This window comes from Bradyrhizobium sp. LB8.2 (assembly GCF_040548035.1).
Taxonomy (GTDB): domain Bacteria; phylum Pseudomonadota; class Alphaproteobacteria; order Rhizobiales; family Xanthobacteraceae; genus Bradyrhizobium.
Window position 1 is genome coordinate 22,014 of the sequence record NZ_JBEPQV010000031.1, and the last position, 17,410, is coordinate 39,423.

The following is a 17,410-nucleotide window of genomic DNA, read 5'->3' on the forward strand; positions in this document are numbered from 1 at the left end:
CGCGACGCACTCAGCACAATTCCGTCATTCCGGGGCGCGAGTCTGGAACGACGGCGAGGGGCTATCGAACCGATCCGCCGCTCGCTCCGACCAAGCCATGACTTCGGCTCGTGAGGAGGCCTTCAATGGCAGACGCTATGACCGTGGACGGCAGTATCGTCCGCATCGACCGGCCCATGCCCTGGGTCGGGCGGCTGCTGTCGTTGCCGCTGCTGGCGGCGAGCGGCTATCTGCTGTGGAATGTCGCGCTCGGCCTGCGCCAGGATTTTGCCGGCTTCGGAAGGCTCGCCGATGATCTCGTGCCGGTGCTGGTGTTCACGGGGCTCGGGCTGCTCGTCGGGATTCCCGGAATCATCCTGTTGACGTTCCGCTATTTCGTCGTGCTGAACGAGACGCTGCGCCAGATCGTCATCACCAGGCAGTTCGGCCCGCTGAACATTCGCAAGCATCGCGATCTCGCCGACTATCATTTCATTGGCATCACCGACGACTACGATCCGCAAGCGACGACGTACGACGTCAATCTGTGCGGCAACAAGGGCACTGAGCCGATCGCGCTGATGAGCTTCACCAAGCGCGAGGAAGCCAGCCAGCTCGCCAACGAGCTCGGGCGAGCGCTGAACCTTCCCGCGCGCGACTATGTCGGCACCGAGCCGGATGCGGACGAGTAGTCAGCTCAAAATATCCTTCTGCATCTTGCCGCCGTAGAAATGGAAGAACGGCACCGGCGCATCGTGACGGAGCGGGCCGGTAGCAAGGCGCGTGTGGAGTTCGTTGAGTACATTGCGGGTCATCGGATGCAGATCGGCGAGCGGCTTTGAGCCGAGCTCGACCCAGACCAGCTCGACAAGTTCGGCATCCGCATGGATCACGCCTTCGACGTGATGGGTGATCGCGGAGGCGTCCGCCGTGAAGAAGCGCGTGTCGAACCGCTTGACGCGGCCTGGCGGGGTGATCGCGCGCGCGATCAGGAACAGGCTGGAGGGATCGGGCAACAGGCCAGCATCCGCGAACGGCTTCCAGGCACCTTCGAGTTTGGCTTTGCCCTCGAACTTGTCTTGAATCTTGCGCCCGAGGCAGAGGCCGGTCTCCTCACAGGCTTCGCGGATCGCGGCAATGGCGAGCGACTTCGCACGCGAGGCCGGGGTCTTCGGGCTGCCCTTGGCGAGATTGGCTTCGAGCTCGGCGGTGATCGGCGCCGCGCACGGCACGCGATAATCGTCCTTGTCGACGCGGCCGCCGGGGAAGACGAACTTTCCGGGCATGAACACCACCTTGTCGTGGCGTTTGCCGACCAGGACTTTTGGAACGGCGCCGCTGCGATCGACCAGGATCAGTGTGGCCGCATCCCGGGGACGGAAATAGGGATGGTGGTCGGCTTCCTTGCCCTCGTGGATCTTTGCCTTCTCGGCTGTCTGCGACGTATCCGTCATGTCCTCACCCAAACCGCTTCTTGTTTATTTTGCTTACACCGGCGGAATACCATCCTGTGGGTTCTCGTCAAACCCGTGCATACGCAGAGCCCATTGCAATCCGACCACGGCGCCCTTGACCGGCTGCAGCAGTGCGAGCGAGGCGACGAAGGTGAAGGGCAGATAGGCCGCGAAGCTGATCCAGACCGGCGTGGTGTAGTTGGTCTCGATCCACAAAATAGTCGGCACCACGATGTGGCCGACGATGACGATGACGAGATAGGCGGGCAGATCGTCGGCGCGATGCGGCGTGAAATCGAGGCCGCATCTGGAGCAATTGTCCGCGGTCTTCAGGAAGGCGCGGAACAGCTTTCCTTCGCCGCAGCGCGGGCAGCGGCCGCGAAAGCCGCGTTTCATGGCAGTCCAGACGTCGCGCTTCTCGACGAGGCCGGTCCCGCGGGTCCAGATTTTTGGGGCTGTGCTTGTTGTCACCACGCCTTGCCCTTCTGTCCTTTGCCTTTTCCCTTGGCCTTTTTGCCCCTACCGGGCTTCTTCTGCTTCTCCGGCTTGCCTTTCTTGGCTGGACTACGCCCGGGATGCGCCTTGAACGAGGGGCGGCGTTGCGGACCAGATGACCTGCGGTGCCGTGGCGCGGTTTCGCCCGTGGAGGACAGCAGCTCGAAGCGTAACGCGCCTGCGATGGGTGCTGCTTCGATCAGGCGGACGTCGACGACGTCACCGAGCTGATGCATGGTGCCGCTGCGCGTGCCGACGAGCGCGTGACGGCCTTCGTCATAGTTGAAATATTCCGCGCCGAGGGATCGGATCGGGATCAGGCCGTCGGCGCCGGTCTCGGCCAGCTTGACGAACAGGCCGGCGCGCGTGACGCCGGAGACGCGGCCCTGAAAACTCGAGCCGATGCGGTCGGCGAGGTGATGGGCGATCAGGCGGTCGACGGTCTCGCGCTCCGCCTTCATCGCGCGGCGCTCGGTCACCGAGATGTGGGCGGCGACCTCGCCGAGAGTTTCCGGCGTCTCGCTGTCGGGCAACGCGCCGTCGCCGAGGCCTAGCGCGCGGACCAGGGCGCGGTGCACGACGAGGTCGGCATAGCGGCGGATCGGCGAGGTGAAATGTGCATAGCGGCGCAGGTTCAGGCCGAAATGACCGTAGTTCTCTGAGGAATATTCCGCCTGCGCCTGGGCGCGCAGCACGACTTCGCTCACCAGCGGAAAGTGGTCGTGGCCTTCGAGCTGCGCCAGCACGCGGTTGAACAGAGCGGGGCGCAGCGCGCCACCTTTCGCGAAGGGAACGTCGAGTGTCTGCAAAAACTCCGCGAGCGCGTGGACCTTCTCCAGCGTCGGTTCGTCATGCACGCGGTAGATCAGCGGCAGCGACTTCTTCTCGAGCATCTCCGCCGCCGCGACGTTGGCGAGGATCATGAACTCCTCGATCAGCTTGTGCGCGTCGAGCCGGTCAGGCACGACGACGCGGTCGACCGTGCCGTCGCTGTTCAGCAGGATCTTGCGCTCGGGCAGATCGAGATTGAGCGGATCGCGTTCGTCGCGCGCGTGCTTGACGCAGGCATAGGCGGCATAGAGCGGTTTCAGGATCGGATCGAGCAGGGGGCCTGTGGTGTCGTCGGGCCGGCCGTCGATCGCGGCCTGCGTCTGCGCGTAACTCAGCTTCGCTGCCGAACGCATCAGGATGCGGTGGAACGTATGCGAGCGCTTGCGGCCGTCGGGGCCGATCACCATCCGCACCGCGAGCGCGCCGCGCGGCTCGCCCGGCACCAGCGAGCAGAGATTGTTGGAGATGCGCTCAGGCAGCATCGGCACGACGCGGTCGGGGAAATAGACCGAGTTGCCGCGGTCGAGCGCGTCGCGATCGAGCGCGGTGCCCGGCTGGACGTAGAAGCTCACATCGGCGATGGCGACGTTGACGATGAAGCCGCCTCTGTTGTGGGGATCGTCATCCGGCTGCGCATGCACCGCGTCGTCGTGATCTTTCGCGTCCGGCGGATCGATGGTGACGAGCGGGACGTCGCGCCAGTCCTCGCGGCCTTTCAGGTTGGCCGGCTCAGCCGCTTCGGCTTCGCGCTCTGCCGCGGGGCGGAATTGCAGCGGAATGTCGTGCGCGTAGATCGCGATCAGGCTGATCGCCTTCTCCGACTTGACCGAGCCGAGCTTCTCCTTGATGCGGCCTGATGCCAGGCCGAAGCCGCGCGAGCGGATGATGTCGACGCTGACGAGATCGCCGTCCTGCGCGCCGTGCATCTCGGTCGGGGCGATGTTCAGCTCGCGGTCGGCGGACTTCTTGTCGACCGGAATGATCCGTCCGCCGCCTTCGGCCAGGCTGCGGAAGACGCCGAGGATGCGGGTCTTGGTCTTGTCGAAGACCTTGATGATGTGGCCGCGATAGGCCGGGCCTTCGGTCTCATCGGAGCGCTCGACGCGCAGCAGCGCGCGATCGCCGACGCCGGCCGCGGTGCCAGGCTTTGGCCGGCGCGGCATTGTGATGAGGATCTTTGGCGGTTCGCCGCCTTCGACCTCGTCCCATTCGGTGGGGGAGGCGACCAGCTCGCCGTCAGCGTCGCGGCCGGTGATGTCGGCGACCAGCGTCGGCGGCAGGCTGTCGGGCTCGGAGATGGTGTGGCGTTTTTTCTTGACGAGACCGTCGTCGGCGAGCTCGCGCAGCATGCGCTTGAGCTCGACGCGATCGGCGTTCTTCAGGCCGAACTCGCGCGCAATTTCGCGGGTTCCGACCTTTCCGGGATTTGCCTTGATGAAGGCGACGATGGCGTTCCGGTCGGGAAAGCCACGGTCATTGTTACGTTTCACTTAGCCTCTAATTGGTGCCGGCGCTCTTCTTGGCCGGAGCTTTGGCGCCAGCTGCCTTGGTCGGCGACGTCTTGATGGCCGAAGTCTTGGCCGACGACGACACGGCGGCGCGCGCCTTGCTGGTGGATTCGGATTTGGGTTTGGCCGCCTTCTTCGCGGCCGGCTTTTTGGTTTTTGGCGCGGCGTCATCGCCGGCCGCGGCCTTCTTGGCCTTGGTCTTGGCCTTGGCCGGCTTCGCCGTCTTCTTCGGTTTCTTGCCGCCACCCTTGGCCGCGCGTTCGTCGATCAGCGCGATCGCCTGCGGCAGCGTGATGGCGTCTTTCTCGATGTCGCTCGGGATCGTCGCGTTGACGCCGCCGGCTGTGACATAGGCGCCGTAGCGGCCGCCCTTCACCGTGACGGTGCCGAGGGTGGGATGATCGCCGATCGCCTTGCCGGGATCGGCGCCGAAGCGGCGGCTCGGGCCCTTGGCGATCTTCTCCGCGATCAGCGTGACGGCGCGGTTGATGCCGATGTCGAACACCTCGTCGCCGGCCTCCAGGCTAGCATAGGTTTTCTCGTGCTTCACGAACGGCCCGAAGCGGCCGAGACCGGCCGTGATCGGCTCACCGGTCTCCGGATGCTTGCCGATCTCGCGCGGCAGCGACAGCAATTTGAGCGCAAGCTCAAGCTCGACATCGCCGGGCGAGGTGCCGTTCGGAATGCCTGCGCGCTTCGGCTTCTCGCCTTCGGCATAATCCTTGGCCTCGCCGAGCTGGATGTAGGGCCCGAACCGCCCCGCCTTGACCCAGACATCACGACCAGTATCAGGATCCTGGCCAAGCGAACGGTCGGCGGTCGCCTCGCCGTCAGCGGCAAGCTGACGGGTGTAGCGGCATTCCGGATAGTTCGAGCAGCCGACGAAGGCGCCGAACTTGCCGGCCTTGAGGTTGAGCCGGCCGTTGCCGCAGCTCGGACACTGCCTGATGTCGCCGCCATCCGTGCGCGGCGGATAGATGTGCTGTCCCAGCACCTCGTCGAGCACGTCGAGCACCTGCGCGACGCGCAGATCCTTGATCTCGTCGACGGCGCCGATAAAGCCGGTCCAGAAATCCTTCAGCACCTGCTGCCAGGAGATCTCGTTGTTGGAGACGCGGTCGAGCTGCTCTTCCAGATTGGCAGTGAAGTCGTATTCGACATAGCGGGCGAAGAAGCTTTCGAGGAATGCGACCACGACGCGGCCCTTGTCCTCGCCGTGCAGGCGCTTCTTCTCCAGCTTGACGTAACCGCGGTCCTTCAGGACCTGGAGGATCGAGGCATAGGTCGAGGGTCGGCCGATGCCGAGCTCTTCCATGCGCTTGACCAGCGAGGCCTCGGAGAATCGCGGCGGCGGCTCGGTGAAGTGCTGGGTGACGGCGAGCGACTGCCGCTTCAGTGCGTCGTTCGGGCTCATCGCGGGCAGGCGGCGGGAGTCCTCGTCCTCCTCGTCGTCGCGGCCTTCCTGATAGAGTGCGAGGAAACCGTCGAACTTCACCACCTGGCCGGTCGCGCGCAGGTCCAGCGTGCGGCCGCCGGCTTTCGCCGTGATGTCGACCGTGGTGCGCTCGAGTTCCGCCGATTCCATCTGGCTCGCAATGGTGCGCTTCCAGATCAGCTCGTAGAGTCTCGCCTGATCGGCATCGAGCCTGCGGCTCATGCTGTCGGGGCGGCGGGACATGTCGGTCGGGCGGATTGCTTCGTGCGCTTCCTGGGCGTTCTTGGCCTTGGCCTGGTACTGGCGCGGCGCGTCGGGCACGTAGGCGTTGCCGTAATCCTCGCCGATCACCTTGCGCGCCTGGGTGATCGCGGACGGATCGATCTGCACGCCGTCGGTACGCATATAAGTAATGAGTCCGGTGGTCTCGCCGCCGATGTCGATGCCCTCATAAAGCCGCTGCGCGATGCGCATCGTGTGCGCCGGCGCAAAGCCGTATTTGCGGCTGGCTTCCTGCTGCAGCGTCGAGGTGGTGAAGGGCGCCTGCGGATTGCGCCGGGCCGGCTTGGCGTCGACGGAGGTGACGGCAAAGGCCGCCGTTTCCAGTGCCTTCTTGAAGTCTTCCGCTTCCGCGCCGGTGCCGATGTCGAGACGCTGGATCTTCTTGCCGTCGGCGCCAATGAGACGCGCCTCGAAGGCATCGCCGCGCGGTGTCAGCAGGGTCGCGATCAGCGACCAGTATTCGCGCGCGACAAACTTCTCGATCTCCAGTTCACGATCGCAGACCAGCCGCAGCGCCACCGACTGCACGCGGCCGGCCGAGCGGGCGCCCGGCAGCTTGCGCCACAGCACGGGGGAGAGGGTGAATCCGACCAGATAGTCGAGCGCGCGGCGCGCCATATAGGCGTCGACCAGCGCACCGTCGATCTGGCGCGGATTCTTCATCGCGTCCGTGACCGCCTGCTTGGTGATGGCGTTGAACACCACGCGCTCGATCTTGTGGTCTTTCAGCGCGCGTTTCTCTTTCAGCACCTCCAGCACGTGCCAGGAGATGGCCTCGCCCTCGCGATCAGGGTCGGTCGCGAGAATCAGGCGGTCAGCGCCCTTCAGGGATTTTGCGATGTCGTTGAGCCGGCCGGCCGCCTTGGGGTCGATCTCCCAGATCATCTTGAAATTGGCATCGGGATCGACGGAGCCGTTCTTCGCAGGCAAGTCCCGGACATGGCCGAACGAGGCCAAAACCTCGTAGGACGAGCCCAGATACTTGTTGATCGTCTTGGCTTTCGCCGGCGACTCCACAATGACGATATTCATGTAGTTCCAGTAACTTACGGGGAAATTTGGGGCCGAATTCGATGAGATTCGGGTCGGCCGTTTCGTCCCGAACATGGGTGGTGTGACCCTCGCTGTCAAATCGAGGGCTGTTGAAAGCCATCCCGATGGGAAAAGTTTCATATCGAGAAAGTTGCAAAATACAACCTTTGAGTTGCGTTCAATGTCGGCGTAATCTTTCTGCGGGGATATGGATTCGGGTGGGGTCTGGTGGCTAGGCCAGGAAAGAAACGGGCGCGCGCCGTATCAGGCGCGCTGGGAGGCTCGCGTCACGAGGAACCGGGCGAGGGCGGCGTCGAGGAGGCGGTAGCCTTCATCACCGAGCAGGTCGGCGCATTGCGCAAGCTCGCCGAGCGGCACAAGCTCGACGTGCTGCATTATCTCCTGGGGATGACCAAGCTGGAAGCCGACGAGCATCTGCGGCTGCGGAGCAAGCGCAAGCTGTCGTGAGGGCACCGGGCAGTATCAGACCTGTCATCCTGAGGTGTGAGCGGCGCGATGCATGGCATCGCGCCGGGAGCCTCGAAGGATGAGCGGCTGGGATGCAGCCGGGCTGTCATCCTTCGAGGCTCGCCCTGCTTTGCAGGACGAGCACCTCAGCATGACGGTCAACGATCTGAGCGCGCTGCAGCCGACCGCCGCCGCGGCGCCGGCCGCGGCTTCAGCATCGTATCCGTGGGACTGAGCAGCCGCCCGTCCTCGGCGCGCATTTCGAGCTTCTTCACCGGGCGGCCCTTCTCGCGATCGACCAGAATCGTCGCGATCTCCTCCGGGTGATCGTCGAATTCCTCGCTCCATTGCCGCAGCGCCACCAGGATCGGGAAGGTGCCGCGGCCCTTCTCCGTCAGCACATACTCCTGATACGCGCTGCCGTCGGAAGCGGGGGCGGTTGCCAGAATGCCGTGGTCGACCAGCACACGCAGGCGCGCGGACAAAATGTTCTTGGCCATGCCGAGCTTGTTTTGAAACTGGCCGAAGCGGCGCAGGCCGAACCGCGCCTCGCGGATGATCAGCAGCGACCACCAGTCGCCGATTGCGTCCAGTGATCGCGCAATCGGGCAGGCATCGCCCTCGAAGCTCGTTCGTTTCACCATCGTCTTCGTTCCGTCGTGCCGTGCGTTTTGACATCAGTCACGCGCTTGTGTGGTCGCATCATAAAACCATAGGCCCTAGATGGCAATCTAGTTTTATGATGCGACCACTGGAGGCGAGCGTGAGACTGAAGAACAAGACGGCCCTGATCACCGGCGGCAACAGCGGCATTGGATTGGCAACGGCGAAACTTTTCGTGGCCGAGGGCGCCAAGGTGGTGATCACCGGGCGCAACAAGGAGACGCTGGAGGCGGCGGCGAAAGAGCTTGGCCCGAACGCGCTCGCGCTCGCTGCCGACGCCACTGACATCGCCGCGACGGAAGCTGCAATCAAGAAGGGCGCCGAAAAATTCGGCAAGTTCGACATCGTGTTCGCCAATGCCGGGATCGCCGGCGGCACGCCGCTCGGTTCGTCGACGCTGGAGGTCTTCGAGAAGGTCATCCGCACGAACCTCACCGGCGTGTTCTTCACCGTTCAGTCGGCGCTGCCCTATCTCAACGATAATGCCTCGATCGTCCTCAACGGCTCGGTGATCTCCGTGCTCGGCATTCCCGGCTACTCGGCTTACGGGGCTGCGAAGGCGGGCGTGCGCGCGATGGCGCGGATCATGGCATCAGAACTGTCGCCGCGCGGCATCCGCGTCAACGTTGTCGCGCCCGGCGCGACCCGTACGCCGATCTGGGGACCTGCGACCGCGACACCCGAAGCCGAGAAGGCGTTCGAGAAGCGGATCTCGCTGTCGACGCCGCTCGGCCGCATTGGTGAAACAGATCACGTTGCGAAGACGGTGCTGTTCCTCGCCTCCGATGATTCCGCGCATGTGCAGGGCCAGGAGATATTCGTCGACGGTGGCGCGGTCGCTTCTCCGAGCGGCGCGCCGATCTATCGCGGCTGATCAATCTTTGCGAAAATTGAATCGGTCGGCGCCGCGGCAAGCGGTTGCGCCGGCCGGTTCCCTCGTCCTGCGAGACGTTTTTTTCTGAACCTTGCGTGAGGCGTTGAACCTTCGCTTGCGCTGCAAGGACACTTTTTACGGGCAGGGTCACAAGACTCATTTTCAAGGGAACCCGATATGCCGAAGGCAGCTCGCATTTCATCGTCGATTTCAGCACCGCGTATTTACGCCGAACGTTCCGCCATTCCCGCCAAGCGGTCCGACACCTCCGAGTTCATCGGGGTGGCTCTTTTCGCCGGCATCGGTCTGTTCGTTTCGCTCGTCGCCGTCATTCTCGGCGTTCAGGGCGCGTGGTTTTAATTTCGTCGAACTCGCAGCCGCCGCCGGAGTCCGGCAGCGGCTGGTGTCGGCGTAAGCTTTACGCCGCGCGCAAGCTGGTGGCCGCCTCAAGTGCGCCAGCCACCGCTTTCTCGCGGTGATCCGGACCAACCTGAATGCCGTCGGCGAAAATGAACTCGGGGCTGGTGATGCCGATGAAGCCGAACACCCAGCGCAGATAGGTTTCGAGATGCTCACCGAGCGCGGCAGGGCCGTAATAGCCGCCGCGCGAGATAGCCACGATCACGCGCTTGTCGCCCGCAAGACCCTGCGGTCCGTTCGCCCCGTAGCTGAACGTCTTCCCCGCCACCAGGACCCGGTCGATCCAGGCCTTGAGCTGGCTGGGAATGGTGAAATTGTACATGGGCGCGCCGATCACGACGATGTCGGCAGCCAGGAACTCGTCCAGCACCGCCGCGCTCGCGGCAAGATCGGGTCCGAGCTCCGCCGGCGCAGGTGCGCCTTGCGCGGCGGCGAGGTGCGAGCCGGAGAGGTGGGCGAGCGGGGTCTGGGTCAGGTCGCGATAGACGATGTCGAGCGACGATGTCGACTGCCGGAGCCGGTCGACGATAGCGGCGGAGACCTGCCGGGAGACGGAGTGGGGGCCGAGCACGCTGGAGTCGAGATGGAGGAGTTTCATTTGGGGTCACCCTGGTATATGTTTGTAACCAGAGCTACATGAGTGACTATCGAAACCCCCGCAAGAACGCACTTTTTTGAGCCATGGGCACATCCCTGAAACCTGCACACATTGATTTGCCTGCCTCACCGAGGCCGGATCCCAACCATGCGGACTGCCGCGGGGTCGCCTCCGTGCTGTCCCGCGTCGGCGACAAATGGAGCGTGTTCGTGATCATGATGCTCGGGGGCGGGCCGAGGCGCTTCAATGAGCTCAAGCGCATGATCAACGGCATCTCGCAGCGGATGCTGACCTTGACGCTGCGCGGGCTGGAGCGCGACGGCCTCGTCACGCGCACGATCTTTCCGACCATTCCGCCGCGCGTGGACTACGAGCTGACCGATCTCGGCCGCGGGCTGTCGCAGCCCGTCGAGGCACTCGGCAAATGGGCGATGGACCATCTGGCGCAAATCGAGGCTGCAAGGACGCGTTTCGATCAGCGCAACGGAACCTAAAGCAGCGACACCAGACCACCGCCGTGACGCTCGAGCCGGCCGGCGAGCTCCAGCTCCAGGAGCACGATGCGCACGATCGCGGGCGAGGCGCCCGACATCCGTACGAGATCGTCGATCGTGACAGGCGTGGGGCCGAGCAGGCCGGTGATCTGGTCGCGGTCGTGCCCTTGCGGATCGCTCTCGAACGGCTCGCTGTCGGGTTCTCTCGCCGGATGCATCAGCGGCCGCTCCATGATCGGTGCGACAGCGTTGACGACGTCGGCGGCTTCGGTGACGAGCGTCGCTCCCTGCTTGATCAGATCATTGGTGCCGGCGGCGCGCGGATCGAGCGGCGAGCCGGGCACTGCGAACACTTCGCGGCCCTGTTCGGCCGCCATGCGTGCGGTGATCAGTGAGCCCGAGCGGTGCGCCGCCTCCACCACGACCACGCCGAGCGCTGCGCCCGAGATCAGCCGGTTGCGGCGGGGAAAGTCGCGGGCGCGCGGCTCGTGGCCGAGCGGCATCTCGGAAATCGCCGCGCCTTCGTGGTCGAGGATCGAGGCCAGCAAATCGCCGTGCTCGGGCGGGTAGATGCAATCATGTCCGCCGGCGAGCACCGCGATCGTGCCGCTTTCGACGCTGGCGCGATGCGCGGCCTGGTCGACGCCTCGGGCGAGCCCCGAGATGATGATAAAGCCGGCCTCGCCAAGCTCGCGGGCAAGCTGACCGGCGAATTTCAGTCCGGCGCCGGAGGCGTTGCGCGAGCCGACGATGGCGATGATCGGCCGCATCAACGTTGCACTGTCGCCGCGCACGGCGAGCAGCGGCGGCGCATCATCGAGCGTTGCGAGCCGGGCCGGATAACCATCCTCGCCGGGCGCGAGCCAGGCGATGCCGAACCTGCGGCTTGCGGCAAGCTCGGCCTTCGCCTCGTCGGCGCTACAGATGCGCGCCGATCGCTGCGCGCCCCCACGGCGTGCGAGATCCGGCAGCCGCTCCAGCGCCGCGCGTGGCGTGCCGAAATGATTGACCAGCGAACGGAAGGTGCGCGGCCCGACATTGTCGGAGCGGATCAGCCGCAGGCGGTCGAGCCTGTCGGCCTCGGTCAGCTCCACGCTCGAATTGATGGCGTCCACGGCAGCTCCTTGCAGGCGCAGCATGGAACAACCTGAGGGCGTGGGCAACAGCGGCGTGCGCTTGCGCGGCTTGGTTGCGATGCTAAAAGCGATGGCAATAAGAAGGGTATTGCCATGATCTCACTCGCCGATCTCCAGCGCCGCATCGAAGCCGGCGAGCTTTCGCCCGAGGCCGCCATCGCGCAAGCGCATGCGGCGATCGAGGCGCGGGAGAAGGACGTCCACGCCTTCGTCCGTCACGACAAATCCGCGAAAGCGCAAGGCGCCGGCCCGCTGCGCGGCATCGCGGTCGGGATCAAGGACATCATCGATACCGCCGATATGCCGACCGAGATGGGCTCGGAGATTTATCGCGGCTGGCAGCCGCGCAGCGACGCGCCTGTGGTGATGATGCTGAAGCGGGCGGGCGCCACCATCATCGGCAAGACCACGACCACGGCATTCGCCTCGCGCGATCCGACCCCGACGCTCAATCCGCACAATCTCGGCCATACGCCGGGCGGCTCGTCCTCCGGTTCGGCCGCGGCCGTCGGTGCCGGCATGATCCCGCTGGCGCTGGGCACGCAGACCGGCGGCTCGGTGATCCGGCCCGCTGCCTATTGCGGAGCTGCCGCGATCAAGCCGTCGTTCCGGATGCTGCCGACGGTCGGCGTCAAATGCTATTCGTGGGCGCTCGACACGGTCGGCCTGTTCGGGGCGCGCGCGGAAGATCTCGCGCGCGGATTGCTGGCGTTGACCGGTCGCACCGAATTCTCCGGCATTGTCGCGGCGAAGGCGCCGCGCATCGGCGTGGTCAGGCAGGAGTTTGCCGGCGCCGTGGAGCCGGCTGCCGAAGAGGGGCTGCAAGCTGCGATCAAGGCCGCCGAGAAGGCCGGCGCCAGCGTGAAGACGATCGATCTGCCGGAGGCGGTGCAGGAGGCCTGGCGCATCCATCCGATCATCCAGGATTTTGAGGCGCATCGCGCGCTCGCCTGGGAGTTTTCGGAGCATCACGACGAGATCGCGCCGATGCTGCGCGCCAGCCTCGATGCGACCGTCGGCCTGACGCCGAAGGACTACGACGACGCACGCCGGATCAGCCGCCGCGGCCGCCGCGAGGTCAGTGAATTGTTCGAGGGCGTCGACGTGCTGCTCACCTATTCGGCGCCGGGCACGCCGCCGGCCAAGGAACTCGCCTCCACCGGCGACCCCCGCTACAACAGGCTCTGGACGCTGATGGGCAATCCTTGCGTCAACGTGCCGGTGCACAAGGTCGGGGGCTTGCCGATCGGCGTGCAGGTGATCGCGCGATTCGGCAACGATCCCGGCGCACTTGCTGCCGCGTGGTTCCTGGAGAACGCGTTGGCGAAATCAGGCTAGCGCCGGTTCAGGTGCGGGAAGAGCGCGTTTGGCCTCCGCGCCTGTCGCGCCTTGCCCGAGCCAGCGCTCCGCCGCCTCGCGCCCGCTCCGGTGCAGCGCGCGAATGAAGCCGCGGCCGAGATCGGTGGATGAGCGCTGCGCCAGCCCGTCGACGAAATCTTCCGCGGCGATCCTGGAGAGCCGCAGCGAAGATGCCGCATGCGATTGCGTCCATTCGATTGCCGCGATCTCGGCATTGAGGGCGGCATTGGCCGCGATCTGGTCGAGCCGGCGGTCGATCGCGGCGAGCGTGATCGGCACGTAGCTGTCGCGCGCCGGCGTAACCTGGACGAGCAGGATTTCGGAGCTTGTCGTGTCCTGCACCAGCCGCAGCAGCGGCGGATTGCCGCCGAGGCCGCCGTCCCAATAGGCCTCGCCGTCGATCTCCACGGCGCAGTGAACCAGCGGCGGACAGGTCGAGGCCAGCGCGACGTCGGCGGTGATCGCGTCATTGCGAAAAATCTGCTGCTGTCCGTCGCGGATCCGCGTCGCCGCGATCAGAAGCTTCGGGCAGCGCGCGTCGCGCAAGGCGGAAAAGTTGATGTCGCGCGACAGCGCCTGCCGCAGCGGATCGAGATCGAACGGATCGAACTGGCCGGAGCGCAGCGTCGGACCGAACGCGACCGAGCTTCCCGCCGGCGAGAAGCCGCCGATCAGCATCAGCGATCGAAACGAGGCCTCGTGCATCAGCCGGATCCAGAACCGGTTCAGCCGCGCGCGCGCGCCTTCACGGCCGCCTTCCGCGAAACCGGAGGCGAGCAGCAGCGCGTTGATGGCGCCGGCGCTGGCGCCGCTGATGGTGTCGATCGCGATGGATGGCTCTTCCAGCAGTCGCTCCAGCACGCCCCAGGTGAAGGCGGCGAAGGTGCCGCCGCCCTGGAGTGCCAGCGACAATTTCTGCGGCGGCCATGGGTTGGCGCTGGGCCGCGCCGGCGCAACTGGTGCGGCCGCGATCACGGCCTCAACCGTCAGAGGAGCTTGCGCGATGCGAGCAGGCTGCGGCTCTGGGGGCGAAACGGGCACAGGCTTGGGAGCAGGAAACGGCGAGGGCGCACTGGACCAGATGTCCGTCATCGAGAGCAGCCGGCTTGCCGCCGTGCCCTGCAAGCCACCTTCAACGTGCGCGCCGACAATTTTCTCGCTCATTCTGAGCAACCGCGTAGAGCCATGCCCATGATCAGGGCCAGGCCAGGAACCCGTTCCACCATACAGCCGTGATTCGGCGGCAAGTTGCGAACAGCATCTAGGACATAATGCAGAAGGGCCGCTTCGGAATCCGTAGATGCCCGGCTCAGACCTTCTCGCCGATGCGGCTTTCCTTACCCGATTGCAGCCGCTTGATGTTCTCGCGATGCGCGTAGAACAGCAGCAGCGTCAGCACCGCTGATAGCGCAGACAATGCAGGCTGGCCGAACCACCACAGGAACATCGGCGTGATGAAAGCCGCCACCAGCGCCGAGAGCGATGAGTAGCGGGTCGTGGCTGCGGTGGCGAGCCAGAGCAGGCAGAACACCACCGCTGCCGGCCAGATCAGGCCGAGCAGGATGCCGATATAGACGGCGACGCCCTTGCCGCCGCGGAACTTGAGCCAGACCGGGAAGAGATGGCCGAGGAAGGCGCCGAGCCCCGCCAGCATCGCGGCATTGGGGCCTGCGATGTAGCCGGCGATCACCACGGCCACGGTGCCCTTGAGCGCGTCGAACAGCAGGGTTGCCGCGGCAAGCCCCTTGCGCCCCGTGCGCAGCACGTTGGTGGCGCCGATGCTGCCGGAGCCGATCGAGCGCAGATCCTGGGTACCGCCGAGCCTGGTCAGAATCAGCCCGAACGGAATCGAGCCGAGGAGGTAGCCGATGACGAAAGCCACCGGCAGAAACAATTCAAGCCCCATGTCTGAAAATCCGATGTCTGAAAATCCCATGTCTGAAGATCCCATGGCTGCAGCTCCGCACGTCAGACATGCTCGTACACCGTCCGTCCGCCGACAATGGTGCGCACCACGCGGCCTGTAAAGCGGGCCTCATCGAACGGCGTGTTCTTGCAGGGCGATTTGAGGTCGGCGGGATCGACCACCCAGGGGACATCGGGGTCGATCACGATGACGTCGGCCGGCGCACCTGTGCGCAGGGCTCCGCCAGGCAAGCCCAGGATCTCGGCCGGTCGGGTCGACATCGCCCGGATCAGCGTCTTCAGTTCCAGCTCGCCATTATGCACGAGCCGCAAGCCCGCGGGCAGCATGGTCTCGAGCCCGACGGCACCGGGAGCGGCTTCGGCGAACGGCAGGCGCTTGCCCTCGACGTCCTGCGGATTGTGGTCGGACATGATGACGTCGAGAAGGCCGGAGGCGACAGCTGCGACCAGCGCGCGGCGGTCGTCCTCCGTGCGCAGCGGGGGCGACAGCTTCAGGAATGTCCGGTAGGGGCCGATGTCGTTCTCGTTCAGCGCGAGGTGGTTGATCGAGACCGACGCGGTGACGGGAAGCCCGGCATCGCGGGCGCGTTTCAGGACCTCGAGCGAATCCGTGCAGGACAGCGAAGCCGCGTGATAGCGACCGCCGGTAAGCGCGACGAGGCGCATGTCGCGTTCCAGCATCACGGCCTCCGCCGCGTTTGGGATGCCCATCAGGCCGAGCCTCGTGGCGAACTCGCCCTCGTTCATCACGCCTTCGCCGACCAGCTTGGGGTCTTCGGTATAATGCACGATCAGCGCGTCGAAATCGCGCGCGTACGTCAGCGCCCAGCGCATCACCTGCGCGTTGGTGACACTCCTGTCACCGTCGCTGAAGGCGACCGCTCCTGCGGCCTTCAGCAGACCGAACTCGGTCATCTCCTCGCCGTGCATGCCCTTGGTGAGCGCCGCCATCGGCAGGATGTTGACGATTGCGGTGTCGCGGGCGCGGCGCATCACGAAGTCGACGGTCGCTGAATTGTCGATGACAGGCTCGGTCTCGGGCTGGCAGATGATGGTGGTGACGCCCCCGGTCGCCGCCGCCTGGCTCGCCGAAGCAAACGTCTCGCGATGGCTGAAGCCGGGTTCGCCGACAAAGGCGCGCATGTCGATCAGGCCGGGTGCCACGATCTTGCCGGAGCAGTTGACGATGTCGGTGCCTTCGGGGACGCCGGCAGCTCCAATGCCGCGGCGGGTCTCGCGGATGGTGCCGTCGGCGATCAGGACGTCGCCGATGCCGTCAAAATCCCTGGAGGGATCGACGACGCGGGCATTGGCAAGCAGAATGGGTCGTCGATCGATCAACATGGGCATCACGCGTTCGGAAGGTTACGGGCGAGCGCTTCCAGCACGGCCATGCGCACGGCGACCCCCATCTCCACCTGTTCGCGGATCAGGGACTGTGCGCCGTCGGCGACCGCCGTGTCGATCTCGACGCCGCGGTTCATGGGGCCGGGATGCATCACCAGCGCATCGGGTTTTGCGTAGGCCAGCTTCTTCTGGTCCAGCCCGAAATAATGGAAGTATTCGGAGGAGGAGGGCACGAAAGAGCCGTTCATGCGCTCGCGCTGCAGCCGCAGCATCATGACGATGTCCGCGCCGTTGAGCCCCTCGCGCATGTCGCGCGCAACCTCGACCCCCATCCGTTCGAGCCCCGGCGGCAGCAGCGTCGAGGGGCCGACGACACGGACGCGCGCGCCCATGGTGTTGAGCAGGATGATGTTGGAGCGGGCGACGCGCGAATGCAGCACGTCGCCGCAGATCGCGACGACGAGGCCTTCGATGCGGCCCTTGTTGCGGCGGATGGTGAGGCCATCCAGCAGCGCTTGCGTCGGATGCTCGTGGGCGCCGTCGCCGGCATTGACCACGGAACCGTCGACCTTGCGGGCCAGCAGTTCCACCGCGCCGGAGGCGTGATGCCGGACCACCAGGATATCCGGGTGCATGGCGTTCAGCGTCACCGCGGTATCGATCAGTGTTTCGCCCTTCTTCATGGACGAAGAGGACACCGACATATTCATGACATCGGCGCCCAGCCGTTTGCCGGCGAGTTCGAACGAGGATTGGGTCCGGGTGGAAGCCTCGAAGAAGAGGTTCACCTGCGTCCGTCCACGCAGGACGGTACGCTTCTTGTCAACCTGGCGGTTGACCTCGACATATTCTTCGGACAGGTCGAGGAGGCCGGTGATGTCGGCCGCGGAAAGGCCCTCGATGCCCAGCAAATGCCGGTGGCCGAGGACGAAGGTCGATTTCGATGTCATTAAAACGAGAGCTATAGGCGGGGATGGCTAAGGGGGCAAGGGCCAAAGCCGAACCGGTGAGTTATCCCCTGATCTGTCTTAACGTCACGATGCAGTCCGGAGCCGCAGCGGTCCGTCATGCCCGGGCTTGTCCCGGGCATCCACGTTCTTGCATTGCCG

17 protein-coding genes are annotated in these 17,410 nt (G+C 65.3%); 6 read left to right on the top strand and 11 right to left on the bottom strand.

Translation table 11 applies throughout. The annotated features are described in order from the left end of the window. The first annotated feature begins 125 nt into the window (after positions 1–125). Positions 126–671, top strand: coding sequence for a hypothetical protein (locus ABIB06_RS29885; RefSeq protein WP_354051601.1), 546 nt, complete (start codon positions 126–128; stop codon positions 669–671). On the opposite strand, the gene ABIB06_RS29890 is transcribed toward ABIB06_RS29885, so the two are convergent. The 4 genes from ABIB06_RS29890 to topA are packed head-to-tail and all read right to left on the bottom strand — an operon-like array spanning position 672 to position 7,016. Beyond that, a complete protein-coding gene (locus ABIB06_RS29890) occupies positions 672–1,433 on the bottom strand; it encodes an NUDIX hydrolase (RefSeq protein WP_354051602.1) in 762 nt (253 codons plus the stop codon). 33 nt (positions 1,434–1,466) lie between these two features. Further along, positions 1,467–1,907, bottom strand: coding sequence for a DUF983 domain-containing protein (locus ABIB06_RS29895; protein ID WP_354051604.1), 441 nt, complete (start codon positions 1,905–1,907; stop codon positions 1,467–1,469). Continuing rightward, positions 1,901–4,249, bottom strand: a complete 2,349-nt coding sequence (rnr, locus tag ABIB06_RS29900; protein WP_354051606.1) for a ribonuclease R — start codon at positions 4,247–4,249, stop codon at positions 1,901–1,903. Before rnr ends, ABIB06_RS29895 begins: the two co-directional genes overlap by 7 nt. A 7-nt stretch (positions 4,250–4,256) precedes the next feature. Next, on the bottom strand, positions 4,257–7,016 hold the full coding sequence (gene topA, locus ABIB06_RS29905) for a type I DNA topoisomerase (RefSeq protein WP_354051607.1): 2,760 nt from the start codon (positions 7,014–7,016) through the stop codon (positions 4,257–4,259). A 228-nt stretch (positions 7,017–7,244) separates the two neighbouring features. Between topA and ABIB06_RS29910 the strand changes: the two genes are divergently transcribed. Beyond that, on the top strand, positions 7,245–7,484 hold the full coding sequence (locus ABIB06_RS29910; RefSeq protein WP_247444314.1) for a hypothetical protein: 240 nt from the start codon (positions 7,245–7,247) through the stop codon (positions 7,482–7,484). A gap of 158 nt (positions 7,485–7,642) precedes the next feature. Here ABIB06_RS29910 and ABIB06_RS29915 read toward each other — a convergent pair whose 3' ends face one another. After that, positions 7,643–8,128: a winged helix-turn-helix transcriptional regulator gene (locus ABIB06_RS29915; RefSeq protein WP_354051609.1), complete on the bottom strand. Its 486-nt coding sequence runs from the start codon at positions 8,126–8,128 to the stop codon at positions 7,643–7,645. Positions 8,129–8,247: 119 nt separating this feature from the next. On the opposite strand from ABIB06_RS29915, the gene ABIB06_RS29920 reads away from it, so the two are divergent. Then, on the top strand, positions 8,248–9,021 hold the full coding sequence (locus ABIB06_RS29920; RefSeq protein WP_247444312.1) for an SDR family oxidoreductase: 774 nt from the start codon (positions 8,248–8,250) through the stop codon (positions 9,019–9,021). Positions 9,022–9,198: 177 nt separating this feature from the next. Next, on the top strand, positions 9,199–9,381 hold the full coding sequence (locus tag ABIB06_RS29925) for a hypothetical protein (protein ID WP_354051611.1): 183 nt from the start codon (positions 9,199–9,201) through the stop codon (positions 9,379–9,381). 58 nt (positions 9,382–9,439) lie between these two features. Here the strand turns inward: ABIB06_RS29925 and ABIB06_RS29930 are convergent, their stop codons facing one another. Next, complete coding sequence (locus ABIB06_RS29930; RefSeq protein ID WP_354051613.1) at positions 9,440–10,039, bottom strand: FMN-dependent NADH-azoreductase; 600 nt, start codon at positions 10,037–10,039, stop codon at positions 9,440–9,442. 83 nt (positions 10,040–10,122) lie between these two features. Between ABIB06_RS29930 and ABIB06_RS29935 the strand changes: the two genes are divergently transcribed. Then, positions 10,123–10,533 carry a winged helix-turn-helix transcriptional regulator gene (locus ABIB06_RS29935; protein WP_354051615.1) on the top strand — a complete coding sequence of 137 codons (411 nt, stop codon included), beginning with the start codon at positions 10,123–10,125 and terminating at the stop codon, positions 10,531–10,533. On the opposite strand, the gene dprA is transcribed toward ABIB06_RS29935, so the two are convergent. Next, a complete protein-coding gene (dprA, locus tag ABIB06_RS29940) occupies positions 10,530–11,672 on the bottom strand; it encodes a DNA-processing protein DprA (protein WP_354069770.1) in 1,143 nt (380 codons plus the stop codon). The two genes, ABIB06_RS29935 and dprA, sit on opposite strands and share 4 nt — an antisense overlap. 90 nt (positions 11,673–11,762) lie before the next feature. Here dprA and ABIB06_RS29945 point away from each other — a divergent pair, with 90 nt between their 5' ends. Beyond that, positions 11,763–13,007, top strand: a complete 1,245-nt coding sequence (locus ABIB06_RS29945) for an amidase (RefSeq protein ID WP_354051619.1) — start codon at positions 11,763–11,765, stop codon at positions 13,005–13,007. On the opposite strand, the gene ABIB06_RS29950 is transcribed toward ABIB06_RS29945, so the two are convergent. From ABIB06_RS29950 to ABIB06_RS29965, 4 genes are all read right to left on the bottom strand, one after another. Beyond that, on the bottom strand, positions 12,999–14,192 hold the full coding sequence (locus ABIB06_RS29950) for a patatin-like phospholipase family protein (RefSeq protein WP_354051621.1): 1,194 nt from the start codon (positions 14,190–14,192) through the stop codon (positions 12,999–13,001). The genes ABIB06_RS29945 and ABIB06_RS29950 overlap by 9 nt on opposite strands. A gap of 145 nt (positions 14,193–14,337) precedes the next feature. Then, on the bottom strand, positions 14,338–14,934 hold the full coding sequence (gene plsY / locus ABIB06_RS29955) for a glycerol-3-phosphate 1-O-acyltransferase PlsY (protein WP_354051704.1): 597 nt from the start codon (positions 14,932–14,934) through the stop codon (positions 14,338–14,340). A 62-nt stretch (positions 14,935–14,996) separates the two neighbouring features. Further along, positions 14,997–16,304, bottom strand: coding sequence for a dihydroorotase (locus tag ABIB06_RS29960; protein WP_354051622.1), 1,308 nt, complete (start codon positions 16,302–16,304; stop codon positions 14,997–14,999). Next, a complete protein-coding gene (locus tag ABIB06_RS29965) occupies positions 16,304–17,251 on the bottom strand; it encodes an aspartate carbamoyltransferase catalytic subunit (protein WP_247340632.1) in 948 nt (315 codons plus the stop codon). Before ABIB06_RS29965 ends, ABIB06_RS29960 begins: the two co-directional genes overlap by 1 nt. Positions 17,252–17,410: the final 159 nt, after the last annotated feature.